21 protein-coding genes are annotated in these 21313 nt (G+C 72.7%); 9 read left to right on the top strand and 12 right to left on the bottom strand.

Annotation, left to right across the window (positions count from 1 at the left end; all coding sequences use genetic code 11):
- Window positions 1-53: 53 nt before the first annotated feature.
- The gene (locus DEI97_RS13025; RefSeq protein ID WP_111074804.1) at window positions 54-533 is read left to right on the top strand and encodes an NUDIX hydrolase; all 480 of its coding nucleotides are present in this window, start codon (window positions 54-56) and stop codon (window positions 531-533) included.
- 1 nt (window position 534) lies between these two features.
- Here the strand turns inward: DEI97_RS13025 and DEI97_RS13020 are convergent, their stop codons facing one another.
- The 3 genes from DEI97_RS13020 to DEI97_RS13010 are packed head-to-tail and all read right to left on the bottom strand — an operon-like array spanning window position 535 to window position 5209.
- The gene (locus tag DEI97_RS13020) at window positions 535-1533 is read right to left on the bottom strand and encodes an XdhC family protein (protein WP_111074803.1); all 999 of its coding nucleotides are present in this window, start codon (window positions 1531-1533) and stop codon (window positions 535-537) included.
- Window positions 1533-4355: a molybdopterin-dependent oxidoreductase gene (locus DEI97_RS13015; RefSeq protein WP_111074802.1), complete on the bottom strand. Its 2823-nt coding sequence runs from the start codon at window positions 4353-4355 to the stop codon at window positions 1533-1535. Before DEI97_RS13015 ends, DEI97_RS13020 begins: the two co-directional genes overlap by 1 nt.
- On the bottom strand, window positions 4352-5209 hold the full coding sequence (locus DEI97_RS13010) for an FAD binding domain-containing protein (RefSeq protein WP_111074801.1): 858 nt from the start codon (window positions 5207-5209) through the stop codon (window positions 4352-4354). The genes DEI97_RS13015 and DEI97_RS13010 overlap by 4 nt, the downstream gene beginning before the upstream one ends.
- 216 nt (window positions 5210-5425) lie before the next feature.
- On the opposite strand from DEI97_RS13010, the gene uraD reads away from it, so the two are divergent.
- The 4 genes from uraD to DEI97_RS12990 are packed head-to-tail and all read left to right on the top strand — an operon-like array spanning window position 5426 to window position 7985.
- Window positions 5426-5968: a 2-oxo-4-hydroxy-4-carboxy-5-ureidoimidazoline decarboxylase gene (gene uraD, locus DEI97_RS13005; protein ID WP_111074828.1), complete on the top strand. Its 543-nt coding sequence runs from the start codon at window positions 5426-5428 to the stop codon at window positions 5966-5968.
- Window positions 5965-6318, top strand: coding sequence for a hydroxyisourate hydrolase (gene uraH / locus DEI97_RS13000; protein WP_111074800.1), 354 nt, complete (start codon window positions 5965-5967; stop codon window positions 6316-6318). The genes uraD and uraH overlap by 4 nt, the downstream gene beginning before the upstream one ends.
- 56 nt (window positions 6319-6374) lie before the next feature.
- Window positions 6375-7289 carry a factor-independent urate hydroxylase gene (gene pucL, locus DEI97_RS12995; RefSeq protein ID WP_111074827.1) on the top strand — a complete coding sequence of 305 codons (915 nt, stop codon included), beginning with the start codon at window positions 6375-6377 and terminating at the stop codon, window positions 7287-7289.
- Between the two features lie 9 nt (window positions 7290-7298).
- Window positions 7299-7985, top strand: a complete 687-nt coding sequence (locus DEI97_RS12990; RefSeq protein ID WP_111074799.1) for a nucleotidyltransferase family protein — start codon at window positions 7299-7301, stop codon at window positions 7983-7985.
- 278 nt (window positions 7986-8263) lie between these two features.
- Here DEI97_RS12990 and DEI97_RS12985 read toward each other — a convergent pair whose 3' ends face one another.
- The 5 genes from DEI97_RS12985 to DEI97_RS12965 form a co-directional block, all read right to left on the bottom strand.
- Window positions 8264-9382, bottom strand: a complete 1119-nt coding sequence (locus DEI97_RS12985) for an alkene reductase (protein ID WP_111074798.1) — start codon at window positions 9380-9382, stop codon at window positions 8264-8266.
- Between the two features lie 41 nt (window positions 9383-9423).
- Window positions 9424-9636, bottom strand: coding sequence for a hypothetical protein (locus tag DEI97_RS12980; RefSeq protein ID WP_111074797.1), 213 nt, complete (start codon window positions 9634-9636; stop codon window positions 9424-9426).
- 61 nt (window positions 9637-9697) lie between these two features.
- On the bottom strand, window positions 9698-10141 hold the full coding sequence (locus DEI97_RS12975; protein ID WP_111074796.1) for a MarR family winged helix-turn-helix transcriptional regulator: 444 nt from the start codon (window positions 10139-10141) through the stop codon (window positions 9698-9700).
- A 129-nt stretch (window positions 10142-10270) separates the two neighbouring features.
- Complete coding sequence (locus DEI97_RS12970; RefSeq protein ID WP_111074795.1) at window positions 10271-12982, bottom strand: MMPL family transporter; 2712 nt, start codon at window positions 12980-12982, stop codon at window positions 10271-10273.
- A 79-nt stretch (window positions 12983-13061) separates the two neighbouring features.
- Complete coding sequence (locus DEI97_RS12965; RefSeq protein ID WP_181439228.1) at window positions 13062-13697, bottom strand: TetR/AcrR family transcriptional regulator; 636 nt, start codon at window positions 13695-13697, stop codon at window positions 13062-13064.
- Between the two features lie 145 nt (window positions 13698-13842).
- On the opposite strand from DEI97_RS12965, the gene bla reads away from it, so the two are divergent.
- On the top strand, window positions 13843-14811 hold the full coding sequence (gene bla / locus DEI97_RS12960; protein ID WP_111074826.1) for a class A beta-lactamase: 969 nt from the start codon (window positions 13843-13845) through the stop codon (window positions 14809-14811).
- A 125-nt stretch (window positions 14812-14936) separates the two neighbouring features.
- Here bla and DEI97_RS12955 read toward each other — a convergent pair whose 3' ends face one another.
- From DEI97_RS12955 to DEI97_RS12940, 4 genes are all read right to left on the bottom strand, one after another.
- Window positions 14937-15953 (bottom strand): ABC transporter substrate-binding protein, encoded by a 1017-nt coding sequence (locus DEI97_RS12955; protein ID WP_111074793.1) that lies wholly within the window; start codon window positions 15951-15953, stop codon window positions 14937-14939.
- A gap of 69 nt (window positions 15954-16022) precedes the next feature.
- A complete protein-coding gene (locus DEI97_RS12950; RefSeq protein ID WP_111074792.1) occupies window positions 16023-16874 on the bottom strand; it encodes an ABC transporter ATP-binding protein in 852 nt (283 codons plus the stop codon).
- Window positions 16871-18022 carry a FecCD family ABC transporter permease gene (locus DEI97_RS12945; RefSeq protein WP_220039195.1) on the bottom strand — a complete coding sequence of 384 codons (1152 nt, stop codon included), beginning with the start codon at window positions 18020-18022 and terminating at the stop codon, window positions 16871-16873. Before DEI97_RS12945 ends, DEI97_RS12950 begins: the two co-directional genes overlap by 4 nt.
- Window positions 18019-19098 carry a FecCD family ABC transporter permease gene (locus DEI97_RS12940; protein ID WP_258376695.1) on the bottom strand — a complete coding sequence of 360 codons (1080 nt, stop codon included), beginning with the start codon at window positions 19096-19098 and terminating at the stop codon, window positions 18019-18021. The genes DEI97_RS12945 and DEI97_RS12940 overlap by 4 nt, the downstream gene beginning before the upstream one ends.
- A gap of 28 nt (window positions 19099-19126) precedes the next feature.
- Here DEI97_RS12940 and DEI97_RS12935 point away from each other — a divergent pair, with 28 nt between their 5' ends.
- The 3 genes from DEI97_RS12935 (at window position 19127) to DEI97_RS12925 (ending at window position 21259) form a co-directional block, all read left to right on the top strand.
- A complete protein-coding gene (locus DEI97_RS12935) occupies window positions 19127-19951 on the top strand; it encodes a siderophore-interacting protein (protein WP_111074790.1) in 825 nt (274 codons plus the stop codon).
- Window positions 19952-20020: 69 nt separating this feature from the next.
- Window positions 20021-20821 carry a hypothetical protein gene (locus DEI97_RS12930; protein WP_146248132.1) on the top strand — a complete coding sequence of 267 codons (801 nt, stop codon included), beginning with the start codon at window positions 20021-20023 and terminating at the stop codon, window positions 20819-20821.
- Window positions 20822-20875: 54 nt separating this feature from the next.
- Window positions 20876-21259, top strand: coding sequence for a VOC family protein (locus DEI97_RS12925; RefSeq protein ID WP_111074788.1), 384 nt, complete (start codon window positions 20876-20878; stop codon window positions 21257-21259).
- The last annotated feature ends 54 nt before the right edge of the window (window positions 21260-21313 follow it).

Here is a 21313-nt window from a genome sequence, read left to right as displayed (position 1 = left end):
TCCCGTCGCGTGCTGTGGTCGCGAGATACCCGTCCGCTGGGTACCCTCGTCCGGTGCAGGACGACGCCCCGGAGGTCATCGCGTCGACCGTCGACGCCCCGTGGCTGCCGCCGGGCGGTGTCGCAGACGTCGTCCTCGGCGGCCCTGTGCTCCGTCCGACCGGGCTGGTCCGCCTGCTGCTGACCGACGAGGACCGCGTCTTCTGCACGCGCCGCGACGGGTCGGGCAAGCTCGACCTGCCGACGGCGCGCGTCGGTGCGGAGGACCACGACGGCGCGGTCGCGATCGCCGGTCTCGCCCGTCAGGTGGTCGGTGGTCCCGTGCCACTCCGGTACGTCGGAGCCGTCCGTAACACGGTCACGGTGCCGACACCGGAGTACGAGTGGCCGACCCCGGTCGCGGTGTTCGCCGTCTGGACGACCGACGCTGTACCCGTCGTCCCGGGCGAGTGGATCGCAGGCAGTGCAGGGTCGGTGCTGGCCGAGCGGCACTGGTACCCGCTCTTCCGGCGGCTCGTGGCGTCTGCCCACTGACTCACCGGGACACGGCGTCCTCGACCGACCGTCGGTGCACCGGCCCGCTGCCGCCGACGAGCGCGCCGCCCGAAGCACCTCGCCGGACCGCCACCACCTCCGCCATGATCGACAGCGCCATCTCGGCCGGGGTCTCAGCGCCGATGTCGAGGCCGATCGGGGACCGCAGCCGCCCGGCGTCCGGCGTGCCGAGGTCCCGCAGCACCGACAGCCGTCGCTCGTGCGTCGCCCGTGACCCCATCGCCCCGACGTACCCGGCACCACGGCGGAGCGCCAGGTCGAGCACCTCGGCGTCGAATCGGTCGTCGTGGGTGAAAACGATGACGACGGTGTCCGGTCCGATCGCGGTGTCGGCCAGGACCCGCGGCGGCCACCCGACGATCCGCTCCTGCGCCGCCGGGAACCGCTGGGCGGTGAGGAACACCGGCCGCGGGTCGACGACGGTCACCGCGTAGCCGAGCATCGCCGCGGTGTTCGTCACGTCGACGGCGAACTCGACCGCGCCGACCACGATGCACCGCGCCCGTCCGCCGGCGTACTCGGTGAAGACGCGGGTCCGGCAGCCGTCGAACGCCGTCACGACCGTGCCGAGCGAAGCCGCGTCGAGCGACAGGCCGAGCGACGTCGGCGTCCCGACAGCGGCGGCGCGGAGTGCGTCGACCACGACGGTGTCGGTCGGCAGGACACGGTGGACGAGGACCTCGACCCGGCCTCCGCAGCGGAGGCCCGGTGCCCAGTCGGCCAGGGGGTCGGAGGGGTCCTCGAACCCGAACCGTTCCAGGACCGGGACGCCGGTCGCCAGGACCTGTTCGGCGCTGTCGTAGAGCGCCCCCTCGACGCATCCGCCGGAGATCGTCCCGACGACCTCACCGCCGGGCAGCACGGCCATCGAGGTGCCGGTGCCGCTCGGCGCGCTGCCCTGCACGTCGACGGCGGTCGCGACGACGATCGGCTCGCCGCCGTCGAGCACGGCCAGGAGGCGCGGTGCCAGTTCGAACATCAGGCACCCCCGGCGTCGGTCGCGTCCGCCAGCAGCGCCCACACCCGGTCGCGGGTCATCGGCAGGCGGTACGGCCGGATGCCGATCGCGTCCCGGACGGCGTTCGCGACGGCCGGGGCGACGGGGTTGTAGGGCGCCTCGCTCATCGACTTCGCACCGAGGGGGCCGAGTGGGTCGGAGGTCTCGGCGAACAGCACCTGGGTCCGCGGCACGTCGGAGATCTTCGGCACCCGGTAGGAGCGGAAGGCATCGGTGGTGACCCGGCCGGTGGCGTCGAGCACGACCTCCTCGTAGAGCGTCGAGCCGATCGCCTGGGCCGCGCCGCCCTCGACCTGGCCGCGGAGCTGTTCCGGGTTGAGGACGGTGCCGGCGTCGACGGCCTGCACACTCTGCAGGATGCGGACCTCGCCGGTCGGTCGGTGCACCGCGACCCGGGCTCCGTGCACCGTGAAGGCGAGGGACCGAGGGGTGCCGTCGTGGCTGGCGTGGGCGACGAGCGGCCCCTCGGCGAGCAGTTCCGCGTGCCCGACGAGTTCGTCACCGACGCGGACGCCCTCGGGCTCGACGGTGACCGCCGGACCGAGCACGCCGGAGGCGGTCCGCGGCGTGCGGGCTGCGACGAGTGCCAGGGCCCGGGCGGTCAGGTCGTCGCGGAGCGCCTGCGCTGCCGCGTACAGGGCACGGCCGGCGACGACGACCCCGGCGGACCCGAAGGCCCCGGTGTCGTGGCGCGCGGCGTCGGTGTCGGACTGGTGCACGTCGACCCGGTCGGGTGTGGTGCCGAGTGCGGTGGCGACGAGCTGCGTGTGCACGGTGGTGGTGCCGTTCCCGAACTCCGCCGTGCCGACGCCGATCCGGTACCGCCCGCCGGGCAGCAGTTCGACCGAGGTGTGGGCGTGGTGGCCCCGAGGCGGCATGGTGGCGATGGCCGCGAGGGCGACACCGGTGCCGAACGCCCAGTGGGCAGAACGGTCCAGCCCCGGACCGTCGAGCCCTGGACCGTCGAGCACCGGCCCGTCCATCCGCGGTACCTCGGGCAGCGGTCCGGCCAGGGCGTCCTCGACGAGGTCCAGGCACTGGTCGAGCCCGTAGCTGCCCTCCCACTGCAGGTCGCTCTGCTCGTGCGGGTCCGTGACGACGAGCGGGTCACCCGGCACCACGACGTTCCGCCGGCGGAACTCGACCGGGTCGAGGCCGAGCTCGCGGGCCAGGTCGTCCATCGCCGACTCGATCGCGAACACCACCTGCCCGAGTCCGTAGCCGCGGAACGCCCCCGACGGCAGGTTGTTCGTGTACACCGACTCGGCGTCGACGCGCTTGACCGGGCACCGGTACACCGCGACGGACTCGCTGACCGAGTGGAACATGACGCCGATGCCGTGGTTGCCGTACGCCCCGGTGTCCATCGTCTGGTCGACGTGCAGCGCCGTGAGCGTGCCGTCGACATCGGCACCGAGCCGGACCCGGACACGCATCGGGTGCCGGGTGGGTGCGACCGTGAACTCGTCCCGGCGGCTGAACTCGAACTGCACGGTACGGCCGGTCCGCAGCACCGCCAGGGTGACGAGGTCCTCGGTGAGCAGCTCCTGCTTGCCGCCGAACCCGCCGCCCACCCGCTTCGCGACGACGCGCACCCGGGCCGGGTCGAGCGCGAAGACGCGGGCGATCTCGTCCCGCACCAGGAACGGGACCTGCGTGGCGGTCCGGAGCACGAGCCTCCCGTCCGGGTCCACCCACCCGCGGGTGGCGTGTGTCTCGAGGGCCGCGTGCGAGACGCGGCCGGTGGTCCAGACCCCGTCGACGGTCGCGGCCGACGCGGACAGTGCGGCCTCGACGTCGCCGGTACCGCCGTGGAGGCTCGCCACGACGTTCCGCGCCGGCTCGGCGATCCGGTGCTCGGCCGTCGTCTTGTCACCGTGCAGGAGCGGGGCACCCGGCCGACGTGCCGCATCCGGGTCGTGGACGCTGTCGAGGACCTCGTACTCGACCCGGACCAGGGCGCACGCCTGCTCGGCGATCCGGACGCTGTCGGCGACGACCGCGGCGACGCGCTGGCCGCGGAACCGCAGCACCGGGTCGAGCACGCGGGTGTCGTCGGGGTCGTCCAGCCGTGACTCGTGGCGGCCGGTGGAGAACAGCACGCCGGGGTCGTCGTGGTGGGTCAGCACGGCGCGGACGCCGGGTAGGGCCGCGGCTTCGGTGGTGTCGATCGCGGTGATGCGGGCGTGCGGGTGCGGGCTGCCGAGGACGGCGAGGTGCAGGAGCGCCTCGGTGCGCCGGAGCCCGTCGCTCGGGACGTCCAGCGTGTACTCCTCGCGGCCGGTGACGATGCGTCGGGCCGCGGGGGCCGTGACCGAGGTGCCGATCGCCGCGCCCGGTGCCGCACAGGTCGTGTTCGCGACGCCGTCGAGTGCGTCCTCGATCGCCCGGTACCCGGTGCAGCGGCAGAGGTTGCCCTTGAGCTTCCGGTGCCGGTCGGCCAGGTCGTCCTCGGTCAGCGTCGAGGCGGTGACGACGAAGCCCGCCGTGCAGAAGCCGCACTGGAACCCGGGTGCCTCGGCGAACGCACGCTGGACGGGGTGCGGGTCCTCCGGGGTGCCGAGACCGGCGGCCGTGGTGACCGTGCGGCCCTCGAGCCGGTGGGCGGGCGTGATGCAGGAGTGCACCGGCACCTGGTCGACGAGGACCGTGCAGGCACCGCAGTCACCGGCGTCGCAGCCCTTCTTCACCGAGGTCACGCCGTGCTCGCGCAGCAGCGTGCGGAGGACCTGACCGGGCTGCGGCGAGACCTCGAGCGGGGTGCCGTCCACCTCGAGCCTCATCGAGTGCCCGCCGTCGCTGCGGTCGTTCCCGGTGCGCCCGCTGCCTCGGCGGCTTCGTCGCGGAGCTCGTGGGCGAACACGCTGCTCACCGCACGTCGCCACCGGGGTGATCCGTGCGGGTCGTCGTACCAGTCCTCGTCCGAGCCCAGGACGGCGTCGAGGGCGGCGTCCACCTCGTCGGCCGACGGCACCGACGACCACCGGAACACCACCGGCCGCGGGGTCGCCGCCGTGACGACGAGCACGAAGCCCGCCGCCGACCACCGTGCGGTGACGAGCGAGCCCGACCGGCCGTGCGGGCTGAGCGACACCCGGCGGAACCCGGTCGTCGCGCGCAGCGCTTCCTCCGGCAGGTCGAACGCCCGGATCACCTCACCGTGCCGGAGGTCCAGCGTCTGCACGCCGAGCACGAGCTGCTCGACGGGCACGCGGCGCTCCCCGCCGTCCGGCGTCCACACCACCGCGGTCGCGTCGAGTGTGACGAGCAGCGCCGTCATCGCCCCGGCCGGCAGCCCGACCGCCACGTTCCCGCCGACGGTCGCCGCGTTCCACACCTTGAACGAGGCGAGCAGTGCGTTCGCGCACCGGTCCACCAGCGGCCAGGCGGCCCAGTCGGGGTCCGGGTGCACCCGGAGCAGCGCGGCGATCGTGCACGTCGCCGCGATCGTCAGCGTGCCCGGCGTCCGCTCGACGTCGGGCCACCCGAGGGTCGTCAGGTCGACGAGCCCGGTCAGGCCGGGTTGCTCCTCCGAGAAGAGCCAGGTGCCGCCACCGAGCGGGCGGTCACCGGGTGCGAAGGCGAGGTCGTCGCGGTGCGACGGTGTCCGCACGGTGCGGACGGAGACGAGGTCCATGGACGGGTCCGATCAGGGCAGGGCGGCAGGGGTCGACGAGCGCACCGACTCGTCGGCCGTGCGCGATCATGCCCCGGTTCCATGCCATGTCGGCCACGCTAGGGAACCGGTGTTTCAGCGTCGTTTCGGGGAAGGAACAGCCGTGGTCGGGCGGTGCAGCGGACCCGTGACCTGCTCGACCTCTCCCCGAAACACGGGGGTGCCATCCTCCGGGACATGACCGTTCCACCGTCCGACGCCGGCACGCAGGCGTCCCCGACCACCGGCAGCGCCCTCGCGTTCGACCGGCTCGACGACGACGCTGCCCGGGCACTCGTCGCGTCCTGGGCCGCCGTACCGCGGTGGGCCGACGCCGTCCTCGCCGGCCGCCCGTACGGATCGGCGGACGCCCTCGCCGCCGCAGCCGACCGGCTCGCCCGGACCTGGACCGACGACGAGGTCGACGCCGCGCTCGCCGAGCACCCGCGGATCGGGGACCGGCCGGTGGGTGACGGAGCCGCGGCAGCAGCCTCCCGGCTGGAACAGGCCGCATCCGCCGATGCCGACGTCGACACCGCGGCCGCACTCCGGGCCGGCAACGCCGCCTACGAGGCCCGCTTCGACCGGGTGTTCCTCGTCCGCGCCGCCGGCCGCAGCGCCGACCAGGTGCTCGCCGAGCTCCGCCGACGGATGGCGAACGACGACGCCACCGAGCGCGTCGAGGTCGCCGACCAGCTGCGGGAGATCGCCCTCCTCCGACTCGAGCGGAGCGTCCGGTGAGCCACCTCAGCACCCACGTGCTCGACACCACGAAGGGGTGGCCCGCCGCCGGGGTCGCCGTCTCGCTGACCGACGCCGACGGGGTGCTCGTCGCCTCCGGTCGCACCGACGCCGACGGCCGGATCAGCAGCTTCGGACCGGACCGGCTCGCGCCGGGGGAGTGGACCCTGTCCTTCGCCACCGGCGCGTACTGGGCGGCGCTCGACACCGGGACGTTCCACCCGCGGGTGACCGTGACGATCACCGTGTCCGAGCAGCCGGACGGGCCGACACCGGACGAGCCCGCGCCGCACCTGCACGTCCCTCTCCTGCTCAGTCCGTTCGCCTACTCCACCTACCGAGGGAGCTGACCCCCTTGACCGACACCAGCACCGCCCGCGACGCCGACACCGCCAGCGCCACGGGCGTGCCCTCGACCGTCCACCTCGGCGCCAACCAGTACGGCAAGGCCGAGGTCCGCCTGGTCCGGGTCACCCGCGACACCGACCGCCACGAGATCGAGGACCTCACCGTCACGACCCAGCTGCGGGGCACGGCGCTCGCCGACTCGTACACCGACGGCGACAACGCGAAGGTCCTGGCGACGGACTCGCAGAAGAACACCGTCTACGCCTTCGCTCGCGAGCACGGCGTGCACAGCCCGGAGGAGTTCCTGCTCCGCCTGGGCCGCCACTTCACCACCGCGTTCGACTGGTACGACGGCGCGACCCTGTCGGCCGAGCAGCACACCTGGGAGCGCATCACGGTCGCCGGCCGCGAGCACGACCACGCCTTCGTCCGCGCCGGAGCCGGCACCCGCACCGCGGTCGTGCAGGTCGACGGCGACGACGTGCACGTGATCGCGGGCGTCACCGACCTGACCGTGCTGAAGTCGACCGGCAGCGAGTTCCACGGCTTCCCCCGCGACGGCTACACGACGCTCGCCGAGACCGACGACCGGATCCTGGCGACCTCGGTGACGGCCCGCTGGCGGTACCTGCCCGACGCGGTCGCCGCCGGCATCGACTTCGACGTGGTCCACGCCGGGGTCCTCGCCCGGATGCTCGAGACCTTCGCGGACCTGCACTCGCTCGCGCTGCAGCAGACCCTGTTCGCGATGGGGCGCACCGCGATCGAGGCGTTCCCCGAGATCGCCGAGGTGCGCTTCTCGATGCCGAACAAGCACCACTTCCTGGTCGACCTGGCACCGTTCGGGCTCGACAACCCGGGCGAGGTCTTCTTCGCCGCGGACCGCCCCTACGGGCTCATCTCGGGCACGGTGGTCCGGGACGGCGTCGAGGAGGCCCCCGCCGCCTGGCTCGCGGTGCCCGGGTTCGTCTGACGGTCCGACATGACGGCCGTCGACGCGGGGCCCGGCCGGGTGGTCGGCGTCGTCCTCGCGGCCGGCGCCGGCACCCGGATGGGCCGCCCGAAGGCACTGGTCCGTCGACCTGACGGCCGACCCTGGGTCGACCTGGCGGCCACCGCGCTGCTCGACGGCGGGTGCGACGCGGTCGTCGTCGTCCTCGGTGCCGCCAGCCGGGAGGCCCGTGCCCTGGTCCCCGACCGGCCGGCGGTCCGCAGTGTGGTCGCGGACGACTGGGAACGCGGGCCGTCCGCCTCGCTGCTGACCGGCCTGACGGCGGCAGCGGAGGACCCGGACGTCACCGCGGCGCTCGTCACGCTCGTGGACCTGCCCGGGCTGCCCCACGCGGCGGTCCGGCGGGTGCTCGACGACGGCGGACGGACGGCGCCCGACCGCGGGTCACTCCGCCGGGCGGTCCACGACGGCCGACCCGGACACCCGGTGCTCCTCGGGCGCGACCACTGGCGCGCGCTCGGCGCATCGCTCCGGGCATCGCTCCGGGCTGCGCTCGATCCCGGAACGGTGGTGGACGCAGACCGGGGTGCCGGTCCCTGGCTCCGGTCGGCGGGGGCGCAGCCGGTCGAGTGCGGCGACCTCTGGGACGGCGCCGACCAGGACCGGCCCCTGTCGGGTCGGGCCCCGTCGTGTCGGGCACGGTCGGGTGCGGCCTGAGCCGGGTGCGACCTGACCCGGACACGACGGGAGGCCCGGTGCCAGCTGGCACCGGGCCTCCCGTCGCGATGGCGGCCCTGCTGCTCGACGCCCTGTCGCACCAGCGCCGCGCGCCGCGCGCCGCGCGCCGCGCGCCGGACGGCTGGCGCCGATCGGCTGCGCACAACAGAAACCCGCTCGAACCACGGGAGACCATGGTTCGAGCGGGTTCCTGTTGTGCGGGTCCGGCTTGCGCCGGGGCCGGGGCCGGGGCCGGCCCTCCCGTCAGGTGGTGCGGACTACGCGACCGACGTGCGCACCTCGGCGAGGGTCGGGTAGTCGGTGTAGCCCTCGGCGGTCGCGCCGTAGAAGAGCTCGGGACGGGGCTCGTTGAGCTCCGCGTCCTGCTCCCAGCGCTCGGCGAGGTCCGGGTTCGCGATCGCGGGACGACCGACGGCGATGGCGTCGGCGACGTCATCGTCGATGACGGCGATCGCCTCGTCGCGCGTGGTCATCGCGCTGAAGCCCGAGTTGACGACGAACGGGGCGCCCGCGGTGCGGCGGATGTGCTGCACGAGGTCACCGGCCGGCTCGGCGTGCAGGACGTCGATGAAGGCGAGGTCGAGCGGCGCCAGGCCCTCGGCGATCGCGGAGTAGACGGCGCGCACGTCGGCGGCGTCGTCCTCGATGACGCCCTGGATGCCGTGCTCCGGCGACAGGCGGATGCCGGTGCGGTCCGCGCCGACGGCCTCGGCGACGGCCGTGACGACCTCGACGGCGAAGCGGGCACGGTTCTCGGCCGAGCCGCCGTACTGGTCCGTGCGGGTGTTCGAGTGGCTCGACATGAACTCGTGCACCAGGTAGCCGTTGGCGCCGTGCACCTCGACACCGTCGATGCCGGCGGCGATCGCGTTGCGGGCGGCCTGGACGAAGCCCTGGACGGCCTCGGCGACCTCGTCGGTGGTCAGCTCGTGGGGGACCGGCATGTCGGCCTTCGAGCCGTCGGCCAGGTGCGTCTGACCCGGGGCGGCGACGGCGCTCGGGCCGACGATGCGCGGGGTCTGCGAGATGTCGGGGTGCGAGACGCGGCCACCGTGCATGAGCTGCATGACGATCGTGCCGCCGCGCTCGTGGACGGCGTCGGCGACGCGGCGCCAGCCGGCGATCTGCTCGTCGGTCTCGATGCCGGGCTGGCCGGGGTAGGAGCGGCCCTCCTGCACGGGCCAGGTGCCCTCGGTGATGATCATGCCGAGGCTCGCGCGCTGCGCGTAGTGCTCGACGAGCAGGTCGTTCGGGATCCCTTGCTCACCGGCGCGGGTGCGCGTGAGCGGGGCCATGACGATGCGGTTGCTGAGTCGGAGTGCGCCGAGGGCGGTGGGTTCGTAGAGCTTCACGCCGAGCGGGAACGCCGACACCATGTTGCCTATTCCAACTCGGTCACGCTGTCCGGTTCTCGCGCTCAGGGTCGCGGGCACACCAGGGTGGAGGAGCGGACCTGGCCCTCGGGGCGGATCACGGTGTGCAGCGACAGTGGCTGGTGGCAGATCGGGCAGCCGCGGTCGACCGTGCGGTCGTCGAGGCCCTCGGGGTGACCGGCACCGATCTGGGACGGCCCCATCTTGTTGATCAGCGTGGTGTTCCAGCGCTCGTACCACTGCGCGAAGCGTCCCATGGTCACCCTTCCATTCGTGCCCTGATCGTTAGTGTACGCGCTGTCTGGTGCGTTGCGCGGGTCAGGCGTGGTCGACGACCTCGAGGAGTGCCGTCAACTCGTCCTTCAGCGCCTCGAGTCGGGCCACCGGCCACCCGAGCTGGGCCGCGACCGCGACGGGGACGGCCTCGGCGCGGTCGCGGAGGGCCCGACCGGCTGTCGTCAGGGACACCGCGAGCTGTCGTTCGTCCTCGGTGCTGCGGCCGCGGCGGACGTAGCCGGACGCTTCGAGTCGCTTGAGCAGCGGACTGAGCGTCGCCGACTCCAGGCGGAGTTCGCCCGCGATCTCGCGCACCGAGCGGGGATCGCGCTCCCAGAGCGCGAGCATCACGAGGTACTGCGGGTGCGTCAGGCCCATCGGCTCCAGGTGCTCGCGGTAGAGCCCGACCACACTCCGACTCGTGGCGGCGAGGGCGAAGCAGAGCTGCCGGTCGAGGGAGAGCGGGTCGGTCTCGGTGTGGAGCATGTGCCCACCGTACCCTTCGTGCACGAAGCAGCGGTGTTCCGCCGGGGTGGCGCGGGGTGGATGACGGACGGGAGGCCCGGTGCCGGTCTCGTGGACCGGCACCGGGCCTCCTGTCGGTGACGCTGGTGCCTACGCGCGGTGCGAGGGCGAGTGACCCGAGTCGTGGGTCGGCGCGTCCGGCTCCGCCGGAGCGGCGTGCGAGCCGTGGTGCGCGTTGCCGTCGCCGTTGCCCTCGCCCACTGCACCGGAGGACGCGTGCTGCGTCGCCGGCTGCATGCGCTCGAGCTTGGCGCCCTCGACGTCGACGTCCGGCAGGATCCGGTCGAGCCACTTCGGGATCCACCAGGCGCTCTTGCCGAGCAGGTGCATCACGGCCGGGATCAGCAGCATGCGGACCACGAACGCGTCGAGCAGGACGCCGAACGCCAGCCCGAACCCGATCGGCTTGATGGTCGACGAGTCCGAGAAGATGAACCCGGCGAACACCGAGATCATGATGATCGCGGCTGCCGTGACCACCGCGCGACCGGCGTGCAGACCACGCTGGACCGCGACCTTCGCGCTGGCGCCGTGGGCGTACGCCTCGCGCATGCCGGAGACCAGGAAGAGCTGGTAGTCCATCGCGAGCCCGAACAGGATCCCGATCTCGATGATCGGCAGGAAGCTCAGGATCGGTGCCGGGTCGTGCACGCCGAACACGCTGCCGAGCCAGCCGAACTGGTAGATCGCGGTCAGACCACCGAAGGACGCGAGCACCGACAGGATGAAGCCAGCCGTCGCCGTGATCGGCACCAGGAACGACCGGAACACGATGATCAGGATGATCAGCGACAGACCGACCACGACCGCCAGGTAGAGCGGCAGGACGTTCGCGAGCTTCTCGGAGACGTCGATGTTGGCGCTGGCGTTGCCGGCGACGCCGAGCTCCACCTTGCCGTCGTCGGTCGAGACGCTCTGCGAGCGGAGGTCCTTGACGAGCGTCTCGGTGGAGACGCTGTCCGGGCCGCCGTTCGGCTTCACTTGGAACGCGATGATCGAGCGGTCCTTCGATGCACCGATCGGCAGGACGGCGTCGACGTCGTCGTTCTTCGACAGCGCCTGACCGATCGTGACCTCGGTGCCGGTGACGTCGTCCTTGCTGACGGCCTTCGGCAACGTCGCGACGACGAGCAGCGGGCCGTTCTGGCCGGCACCGAACTCCTTCTCGAGCGTCTTGTACGCCTTGTACTGGCTGGACTCGACCGCTTCGGACGAGCCGGAGGGCAGGCCCAGGCGCATCTGCGTGGCGGGGAGTGCGATCGTGCCGAGGACGGCGACGCCCGCGACGAGGGTGATCACGGCACGCCAGGTCGACATCGGCTTGTTCGGCACCTGCACCGAGCCGGTGTTCCCGATCTGCTGGCGCTCCTTCTTCCGGAGGATCCGCAGGCCGAGCAGCGACAGCAGGGCCGGGGTGAAGGACGTGGCGATGAGGATCGCGAACAGGACCGCGACCGCACCGACCGTGCCCATCAGGCCGAGGAACGGGATGCCGGTGATGTTCAGCGCGAGCAGCGCGACGATGACCGTCGTGCCCGCGAAGACCACCGCGTTGCCGGAGGTGCCGTTCGCGAGCCCGATCGACTCGTGCACGCCCATGCCCTGCTTCAGCTGGGTCCGGTGGCGGTTGAGGATGAACAGCGAGTAGTCGATGCCGACCGCCAACCCGAGCATCACCCCGAGCACGGGCGTGACCGAGATGAACTCGACCAGGCCGGAGAAGGACAGTGAGGCGAGGGTCGCGACGCCGACACCGAGCACGGCGCTGAGCAGCGGGATCGCGGCACCGATCACCGTGCGGAGCATGAGGAACAGCACGAGGGCGGCGATGATGACGCCGATGATCTCGCCCGGTCCGAGGATCGACGGCACGCCCTGGGCGATGTCGTTCGACACGAAGACGTCGACGCCGCTGATCTTCGCCGCGTCGGCACGGTCGGAGATCTCCTGCTTCGTGGTCTGCGGGACCTCGTAGGTCGACTTCGTGAACTGCACCGTGCCGATGGCGGCGGAGTCGTTCGAGGACACGAAGCGGATGTCCTTCGACAGGTCGAGCAGGTCGGAGCCCTGCTCGAGGTCCTTCTCGTTGTCCGCGAGCTTCTCCGTGTTCGCGTCGATCGTCTTCTGCGCGTCGGCGATCTTCTGCTCACCCGCGGTCAGCTGCTGCTTCTGGGCGTCGATCTGTGCCTGCGCCTGGGCGAGCTGCTGCTGGCCGGCCTGCGCCTGGGCCTGTGCGGCGGCGCTGGCGGCCGCGGCGGCCCCGGCGGCCTGGGCCTGCGCCTGTGCCTGGGCCTTCTGAGCGTCGAGCTGCGCCTGGGCGTCCGTGATCTGCTGCTGGCCGGACTCGAGCTGGGTCTTCTGCGCGTCGAGTTCCTTCTGCCCGTCCTCGAGCTTCTTCCGGCCGTCGGAGATCGCCTTGCGGCCGTCGACGATCTTCTGCCGCTGGTCGTCGAGCTGCTGCTGGGTGGCGAAGCCGTCGGTGGTGCCCTTGACGCCGGGCAGGTCCTCGAGGTCGGTCAGGAACGACTTCACCCCGTCCTTCTGGCTGTCCGAGAAGGCCTTGCCGTCGGTCGTCTGGAAGACCAGCGTGCCGTTGCCGCCGTTCGCGCTCGGGAACTTGTCGGCCAGCTCGTCCTGCACCTGGCTGGTCTTCGTGCCGGGGATCGTGATCGAGGACGAGATGGTGCCCGCGAACAGGCTGAAGGTGACACCGGCGATCGCCATGAGGACGATCCAGGCGATGATCACCGTCCAGTGTCGGCGGGCCGCGAAGCGACCGAGGCGGTAGAGGAGGCCGGCCATGCTGGGCTCCGTTCCTTTCGTCGTGGGTGGTGCTGTCGAACGGGGTGCGCCGGTGGACCCCTGGGAGGACGTCGAGTGGTCAGTGTTCGGGCAGGTACCCGCTGCGGACGCTGTGCACGAGCCGTCCGAGCAGGGCGTCCCAGTCGTCCCGGGCCTCGTCGTCCAGGCGAGGGCCGGTGGTCGAGATCCAGTGGTCGGCGATGACGACGATGCCGCTCATCAGCGAGTCCACCAGCAGAGCGGTGTCCAGGGCATCAGCTGCGTGGTGCCGACGGGCGACCTCGCTGCGGAGACGCCCGGTCACGCGGGCGAACGCGGTCTGCGTGAGGGCGGCTGCCTTCGGGTCGTCGTCTTCGGGCTCGCCGAGGATGCCGTACAGCTGGACGATGGCGCCGGGCAGGTCGGTGCCACGGGCGGCGGACTCGAGCTCGTCGAACATCGCGGCGCGGCTGCCGTCGCCGACCGGGGTGTTCGCGATCTCGGCGAGGAACTGGTCGATGATCACCGACAGCACCTCTTCGCACACCGACAGGCGGATCTCGTCGAGCGACGCGAAGTGGTTGAAGACCGTGCGTCGGGCGACGTCGGCGCGGGCGGCGAGCTCGTCGACGCTGAACTCGCCGCCGCGCTCGTCGATCAGGTCGCGGGCGGCCTGCAGGATCGCTGCCCGGTGCCGTGCCTTGAGGGCAGCACGGCGGTCGGGTGAGAGGGTCACGCAGAAGACACTAAGTGCATCGATGCACTCGGTGCACCTTCCTGGAGATGATCCCCAGGTTCGTCCCCCGGCCAGCGGGAGCGGACCTGGGGGAGCCCGCAGGCGCACTCGGGGACAGGCAGGATCGCCGCACTATCGTGTGACGATGCCGGACCGGACGAGGGTGATCATCGCGACCGTGCTCCTCGTCGCGGCCACCATCGCGCTGTCCGGCTGCCAGTCGGTGACCGCGCCGGTCGGGCTCCCGAGCAGCGCACCCAGCGCGGGGACGGGCCGGGACGCGGGCGCGCCGACCCCTGCGGCACCGACCCCGGCGAGCACGACGAGCGCCGCCACCACCCGCGCGCTCGACGCGCTCGAGCGCCGCGACGACGCCCGCCTGGGCCTCGTCGCGATCGACACCGGCAGCGGGGCGACCGTCACACACCGGGCCGGGGAGCGGTTCGCGTTCGCGTCCGCTGCGAAGGTGTTCATCGCCGCGACCGTCCTGGACGACGCCCGGTCGGGCGACCTCGACGCCGTCGTGCCGATCGAGCAGCGCGACCTGCTGTCGTACGCCCCGGTGACGTCGCAGCACGTCGGCTCGGGCATGACCGTCCGGGCGCTGCTCGACGCGATGCTGCGGTCGAGCGACAACACGGCGGCGAACCTGCTCGTCGCACGGGTCGGCGGTCCGTCGGTCGTGCAGCAGTGGCTCCGGGGGATCGGTGACCAGGTCACCCAGGTCGTCCGGGTCGAACCGGACCTCAACGAGGCCACCCCGGGTGACGAGCGCGACACGACCACACCGGCCCAGTTCGCGGCGGACCTGCGGACCGTCCTGCTCGGCGACGCGCTGCGGCCGGAGGACCGGAAGATGCTCGTCGAGACGATGGCCGGCACCACCAAGGGTGCGGCGACCATCCGCGCCGGTGTCCCGACGGGCTGGTCGGTCGCCGACAAGACCGGCACCGGCTCCTACGGGGTGCGGAACGACGTCGGGATCGTCACGCCGCCGGGCCGGGCGCCGATCGTCCTCGTCGTGATGACCAGTCGGTCGCGGGCGGACGCGAAGCCGGTCGACGCGCTCGTCGCGGCGGCGACGAAGGTGACCGTGGCCGCCCTGCCGGGCTGACCGGCGCAGGCAGACGACGGAACGGGAGGCTCCCCACCAGCTGGTGGGGAGCCTCCCGTCCGTCGTGCCGTCGTGCCGTCGTGCCGTTGCGCCGGCCGTGCCGTTCCGCCGGTCTGGCGGTCGTGTCAGGAGACCGGCTTGCTCTCGTCGATCCAGCCCGCGAGCTTCGTCATGTAGTCGGCCTGCGAGGCGTAGTCGAGGGCGGGGAAGGTCCAGCTGTGGACCTGGCCGGCCTCGAGGGCGGCGTTGTCGGCGAACGTCGGCTGCTTCTCGAGGTCCGCGACCTGGTACCCCTGCTGCGAGAGCAGGATCACGTCACCGGTGATCTGGCCCGCGTTCTCCCAGCTGTAGATGCCCCAGTACCAGCCCTTGGGCTTCGGGACGACGAAGTCGACGCCGAAGTCGGTGTACATCTGCAGCGTCGGCTCGTCGGACGGGCGGGTGACGTAGGCGCCGTCGCCGTCCGCGTACATCGAGACGATGGACAGGTCCTTGCCCTTCACGGCCTTCTGCAGCGCGTCCTTGGCGGTGTCGAAGTCCTTCTCGGCGGCCTCGACCCGGTTCTCCTTCGCCCCGAGGGACTCGGCGAGGTCGGCGATGTGCTCGATGACGTCCTCGCCCTCGCCGCCCCACTTGACCTGGGCGATCGGTGCGATGGCCGCGACCTGCTGCTGCTGTTCCTTGTCCTTGAAGCCGTAGGCCGGCTGGGTGGCGTCGAGCGTCCCCTTGGCGTCCGTCGGGTAGACGGAGGTGACGACGAGGTCGGGCTTCAGTGCCGCGAGCTTCTCGAGGTCGATGTCGCCGTAGCCGTTGCCGAGCTGCGTGATGCCGTCCTTGTCGAGATCCGTGAAGCGCTGGTCCTTCGCCATGGTCAGCTGCCCGAAGGTGCCGACCGGGCGCAGGCCGTACTCGATGAACGAGATCGCGATGTCGTTGAGGACCACGACGCGCTTCGGGGTGTGGTCGACCTTGACGGTCGCTCCGGTGGCGTCCTCGTACGACCACGCGCGGGAGGACGCGCTCGTGCCGTCACCGGCGTCGTCGGATCCGCCGGTGCTCGAGCAGCCGGTCAGGATGAGGGCCGTCGCGGTGACGGCGGTCAGGAGGGCGGCACGGACCGTGCCGCGGCGGAGAGTGTTCACGTTAGGTGAGCCTAACCTAACCCGATTGGATGCACCAGTTCCGTGGCGGATCCCAGGTCGGGAGGCGCGTCAGAGGTCGTGCTCGTCGGCCTCCGGGACCACCATGGGCGCCCCGGTCACCGGGTCCGGCACGACACGGGCGTGCAGACCGAACGCCTGCGCGAGGACGGCCGGGGTGAGGACCTGGGCGGGCGTCCCGTCGGCCACCACCCCACCGTCGTGCAGCACCACGAGTCGGTCCGAGTACCGCGCGGCCAGGGTCAGGTCGTGCAGCACCATCACGACGGTCGAGCCCTGCTCGCGGTTGATCCGCCGGACGAGCCGGAGGACGTCGAGCTGGTGCGCCAGGTCCAGGTAGGTCGTCGGTTCGTCGAGCAGGAGCGTGTCCGCCCGCTGCGCCAGGACCAGGGCGATCCAGGCGCGCTGACGCTGCCCACCGGACAGGCTCGCGACGTCACGGTGGGCGACCTCGGTCAGGCCGGTCGCCGCGATGGCGTCCTCGGCGACGGCCGCGTCCTCCGCCGTCCACGGGCGGGCCCAGGACTGGTGCGGGTTCCGGCCGCGCATCACCAGGTCGAGCACGCTCGTGCCGGCCGGGGCGAGCGGCGACTGCGGCAGGATCGCGAGCTGCCGCGCGACCGCCCGGTTCGGTTCCTTCCGGATCGGCCTGCCGTCCAGCAGCACCTCGCCGGCCTGCGGCTTGAGCACCCGGCCGAGCGCCTTGAGGAGCGTCGACTTGCCGCAGCCGTTCGCGCCGAGGAACGTCGTCACGGTGCCGTGCTCGATCGTCAGGTCGAGGTCGCGGATGACCGGGGTCCGGTCGTACCCGACGGACAGGCCACGGGCCTCCAGGACGGGCACGGTGTGCTCGCGGGCGGCGGCCGGCGTCTCGGTCGGGACCGGGTGGGTCGTCGTGGTCATCGGGACATCTCCTTGCGGTGACGGATGAGGAGCCAGATCAGGTACGGGGCGCCGATCACGGTGGTGACGATGCCGACCGGCACCTGCCAGGGGAAGACCGAGCGGGCGAGCAGGTCCGCGCCGAGGACCAGCACCGCGCCGAGCGCTGCCGACAGCAGCAGCGGTGGCCGGTTCGTCCCCGCGATCCGCAGTGCGATCTGCGGCACCACGAACGCGACGAAGCCGACCGGGCCGGCGGCGGCGACCGCGGCGGCGGTCAGGACGACCGCCAGGCCGATCACGAGCAGCCGGTGCCGCTGGACACCCAGGCCGACGCCGGTGGCGACCTCGTCGCCGAGCTGACCGATGCCGAGCGCGCCCGAGGTGGCGAGGGCGAGCGGCACGCCGACGGCGGCGATGACGAGCAGCGGCCACACCGTCGTCCATGAGGTGCTCGACAGGCTGCCGACGAGCCACTGCGACGCGGCGGTCGCCTGGGTGATCTTCGCGCGGACGAGCAGGTAGCTCGTGACGGCGTCGAGGGTCGCGCTGACCCCGATGCCGACCAGGATCAGGCGGTGGCTCTGCACGCCGCCGCGCCAACCGAGCCCGTAGACGATCGTCGCCGCGACCAGGGCGCCGATCGTCGCGGCGACCGGGATGCCGCCGCCGAGGACCAGCGCGCTCACCGAGGAGCCACCGCCGCCGAGGACGACCGCCGCCACCGCGCCGACGCTCGCGCCGGAGGTCACGCCGATGATGTCCGGCGTGCCGAGCGGGTTGCGGGTGAAGGTCTGGGTCAGGGCGCCGGCGACCGCGAGCGTCACGCCGACCAGCGCGCCGGTCAGGACACGGGGCAGGCGCAGGGTCGTCACGATGAACTGGTCCGGCCCGGACTCCAGGCCGAGCAGGGCACGGACGACGGTGCCCGGGGCGATGAACGTCGAGCCGATCGCGACGCCGAGGACGACGAGCAGCAGGGCGGCGACGACCGCGACGACCGAGGTGGTGAGGACGCGGGGACGCCAGGCGAGACCGACGGGGCCGATGCGGACGCCGCGGCGGGGGCCGGTGGTGGTGTCCGCGGTGGTCCCTGTGCTGGTCGGTGACGGCTGTCCGGCGGGCCCGTCGGTCGGCCGGTCGGTGTCGACCCGCGTGGTGGCGCTCACAGGGACACCAGCGATCGGCGACGGGCGACGGCGACGAAGACCGGACCGCCGATGACGGCCAGGACGATGCCGACCTCGACCTCGGCGAACCCGCCGATCAGGCGACCGACCACGTCCGCCACCAGGACCAGCACGGCCCCGAGCAGCGCCGACGCCGGCAGGGTCCAGCGGTGCCCGGTGCCCACGACGGCACGAGCCACGTGCGGCACGGTCAACCCGACGAAGGCGATCGGACCGGCCGCGGCGGTGGCGCCGGCGGCCAGCAGGGTGATGCCACCGAGGCCGACGAGCCGCGCGGTGAGCAGGTCCTCGCCGAGGCCCTTCGCCAGCTCCGACCCGAGCCCGAGTGCGTCGAGTGCGCGCGTGTTCCAGATCGCGAGCACGAGTCCGACGGCCATGAACGGCCACGCGGCAGCGAGCACGTCGAGCTGCCGGCCGGACAGGGACCCGACGACCCAGAGCCGGTACGCGTCGAGGGAGTCCTGGTCGGTGAGCACGATGAAGGACGTCAGTGCCCCGAGCAGGGCGGACACCGCGGCTCCGGCCAGGGCGAGCGGCACCGGGCTGGCGGTCCCGCTGCCGGCGACGGTCACCGAGAAGACGACGACGCTCGCGACGACCGCACCGACCAGCGCGAACCAGACCGAGGCGCTGGTGCTCGTGACGCCGAAGACGAAGACCCCGAGGACGACCGCCAGACCGGCACCGGCGGAGACGCCGAACAGGCCGGGGTCGGCGAGCGGGTTCCGTGTGTGCCCCTGCATGAGCAGTCCGGCGATGCCGAGGGCCGCGCCGACACTCGCGCCGATCAGGGTGCGGGGGACACGGGAGCCCCAGACGATCGCCTCGTCGGTCCCGGAACCGCTGCGCATCAGGCCGGCGAACACCCGGTCGGCACCGATGTGGTTGCTGCCGAGGAGCATGCTCGCCACCGCTGCCGCCACGACCAGCACGGCCAGCCCGAGCAGGACCGCCACCCGACGTCGGGCGGTCCGGCGGTGCACCCCGGAGGCGCCGATCACCGCTCCGGGCAGGGCGGCGGGCGCGGTCGGGACGGCGAGGGGAGGGGGTGGCACGGAAGCCATATTAGGTTAGCCTTCCCTCATGGCGAAGATCCCGAGGCTGATGCCCGAGAACCCGCGGCTGTTCCGGGCGAGTGTCGTCCGCACCGAACGGCACACCCCGTCGATCCACCGCGTCACCATCGCGAGCGACGAGATCCGCGACTTCCCGTTCCTCGGCTTCGACCACTGGTTCCGCCTGTTCCTGCAGCGCCCCGAGCAGGACGCCTTCGTGATGCCCGAGCTCGACGGCGCCAAGTGGTGGCCGCAGTACCTCCGCATCGCCGAGGACGCCCGACCGCACTGCGCGAACTACACCGTCGCCGGACACCGCCCCGAACTCGGCGAGATGGACATCGACTTCGTGGTGCACACCGACGCCGACGGCCAGCTCGAGGGCCGCGCTGCGATCTGGGCCTGCGGTGCCCGCCCCGGCGACGAACTCGCGCTCCTCGACCAGGGCTGCATCTTCGACTGCCCGGACGACGCCAGCGAGGTCGTCATCGCCGCCGAGGAGACCGGGCTGCCGGCCGTCGTCGGCATCGCCCGCTCCCTGCCGCGGGACACCGTCGGCCGCATCATCCAGGAGGTCCCGTCGGCGCTCGACATCCGCGACCTCGACGCCCCGGTCGGCGTCACCGTCACCTGGCTCGTCCGCGGTGCCGTCCACGCGGTGCCCGGACGTGCGGCGCTCGCCGAACTGCAGCGGCACGTGCCGTCCGACGACCGCGGCTACGCGTTCGTCGTGGGGGAGTCCCGCCTGGCCACCGAGGGGCGCCGCCACCTGCACCGCGCCGGACTGCCGAAGTCGCGCATCACCTTCTCGGGGTTCTGGAAGCACGAGGCCCGCCATCCCGCGATGGCCTGACCGCACGGGGTTCGCCTGACCGCGCGGACTGCCTGGCCGCGCGGCGTCCGCCTGTGGCACGCTGTCCGCATGGGGGAACGACGGACGACCGACCCGCGCCGGGGGCGCACCCGACGAGTGAGCCTGGTGGGGGTGGTCCTCACCGCCGTGCTGCTGGTGACCGGCTGCTCCCTGATCCCCGGCAGCGGCTCGGGCAGCGCCGACACGGCGTCGAGCGGTCGCTCCTCGGCCCCCGCGACGACGACTCCGCGTGCGACGCCCACGCCGACCCCCACTCCCACGCCGACGACACCGCCGGTCGCCGAGCTCACCGGCGTCACGCTCGACGCGGGGGACGTCGCCGAGGGTGCTCCCGCGACCGTCTCCGGCACCGGTCCCTCGGACATCGCGTTCCGGGTCCGGGGGGACTTCGGCGTCATCGCCGCCCTGGACTGTTCGGGGTGCACCGGTACCGCGACCATCACGGCACCCGGGCGGATGTCGCCGTTCGGCTCCGCTCGGGCACCCCTCAAGGCGTCGTTCGTGACCAGCGTCCTGAAGAACGATCCGAAGCAGCAGATGCTCATCATCGAGGCCGACGGCCCCTGGTCGCTCACGCTGCGCAGCTGGAACGACCTTGCGACGGTGTCCGGTCCACAGTCCGGCAGCGGTCCCGCCGTGCTGTTCTTCTCGGACGACGCCGGGCACGTGAAGGTCGACTACACGCCGGCCAGCGCGGACGACCGCTTCGGCCTCCGGGTCTTCACGACCTCGGACGCCACCCGGATCTACGGCGACACGGAGGCGTTCTCCGAGACCTTCGAGGCCGACCTACCGGGCATCCTCGCGATCGCCACGAACGGCAAGTGGACCGTCACCCCGACACCCTGACCGGTCGGCGTCTCCCCAGGACCCGGTCGGGTGCCCCGCGGGTAGCCTCGCGCCATGAGCTGCCGACTGAGTGAACTGGTCCTCAACTGCGACGACCCCGAGGCCCTGTCCCGCTTCTGGTGCGCCGTCCTCGACTACGTCGAACTCGGCAAGGACGAGGACGGCATCGAGATCGGCCCGGCCTCCGGCTTCGGCGGCGCGACCCCGACGATCATCCTGTCCCGGGTGCCGCATGCGAAGACGCAGCCGCTCCGCCTGCACCTCGACGTCAACCCGGTCGACCGCAACCAGGACGCCGAGCTGGAGCGACTCCTCGCGCTCGGGGCGCGACCGGCGGACGTCGGCCAGACCGGTGACGAGTCCTGGCACGTGCTGCAGGACCCGGAGGGCAACGAGTTCTGCCTCCTCCGGTCGCGGCTCGAGCCGCTCGCCGGCTGACGGGCGCTCCATGGGTGCGGACTGCACCCATGACGGACGGGAGGCTCCCCACCA

It is taken from the genome of Curtobacterium sp. MCLR17_032, assembly GCF_003234795.2.
In the GTDB taxonomy this organism is placed as follows: Bacteria; Actinomycetota; Actinomycetes; order Actinomycetales; family Microbacteriaceae; genus Curtobacterium.
Note: the sequence above shows the minus strand (reverse complement) of the source record. Positions and strands in the feature narration are given on the sequence as shown.

What these genes read in the sequence shown, in the direction of transcription:
- DEI97_RS12990 (WP_111074799.1), top strand. Translation starts at nt 7,299, where the DNA reads ATGACGGCCGTCGACGCGGGGCCCGGCCGGGTGGTCGGCGTCGTCCTC.
- DEI97_RS12930 (WP_146248132.1), top strand. Translation starts at nt 20,021, where the DNA reads ATGGGGGAACGACGGACGACCGACCCGCGCCGGGGGCGCACCCGACGA.
- uraD (WP_111074828.1), top strand. Translation starts at nt 5,426, where the DNA reads ATGACCGTTCCACCGTCCGACGCCGGCACGCAGGCGTCCCCGACCACC.
- DEI97_RS13010 (WP_111074801.1), bottom strand. Translation starts at nt 5,209, where the DNA reads ATGGACCTCGTCTCCGTCCGCACCGTGCGGACACCGTCGCACCGCGAC.
- DEI97_RS12985 (WP_111074798.1), bottom strand. Translation starts at nt 9,382, where the DNA reads ATGGTGTCGGCGTTCCCGCTCGGCGTGAAGCTCTACGAACCCACCGCC.
- DEI97_RS12975 (WP_111074796.1), bottom strand. Translation starts at nt 10,141, where the DNA reads ATGCTCCACACCGAGACCGACCCGCTCTCCCTCGACCGGCAGCTCTGC.
- DEI97_RS12950 (WP_111074792.1), bottom strand. Translation starts at nt 16,874, where the DNA reads ATGACCACGACGACCCACCCGGTCCCGACCGAGACGCCGGCCGCCGCC.
- DEI97_RS12980 (WP_111074797.1), bottom strand. Translation starts at nt 9,636, where the DNA reads ATGGGACGCTTCGCGCAGTGGTACGAGCGCTGGAACACCACGCTGATC.
- DEI97_RS12925 (WP_111074788.1), top strand. Translation starts at nt 20,876, where the DNA reads ATGAGCTGCCGACTGAGTGAACTGGTCCTCAACTGCGACGACCCCGAG.
- bla (WP_111074826.1), top strand. Translation starts at nt 13,843, where the DNA reads ATGCCGGACCGGACGAGGGTGATCATCGCGACCGTGCTCCTCGTCGCG.
- DEI97_RS13015 (WP_111074802.1), bottom strand. Translation starts at nt 4,355, where the DNA reads ATGAGGCTCGAGGTGGACGGCACCCCGCTCGAGGTCTCGCCGCAGCCC.
- DEI97_RS12970 (WP_111074795.1), bottom strand. Translation starts at nt 12,982, where the DNA reads ATGGCCGGCCTCCTCTACCGCCTCGGTCGCTTCGCGGCCCGCCGACAC.
- DEI97_RS12935 (WP_111074790.1), top strand. Translation starts at nt 19,127, where the DNA reads ATGGCGAAGATCCCGAGGCTGATGCCCGAGAACCCGCGGCTGTTCCGG.
- DEI97_RS13020 (WP_111074803.1), bottom strand. Translation starts at nt 1,533, where the DNA reads ATGTTCGAACTGGCACCGCGCCTCCTGGCCGTGCTCGACGGCGGCGAG.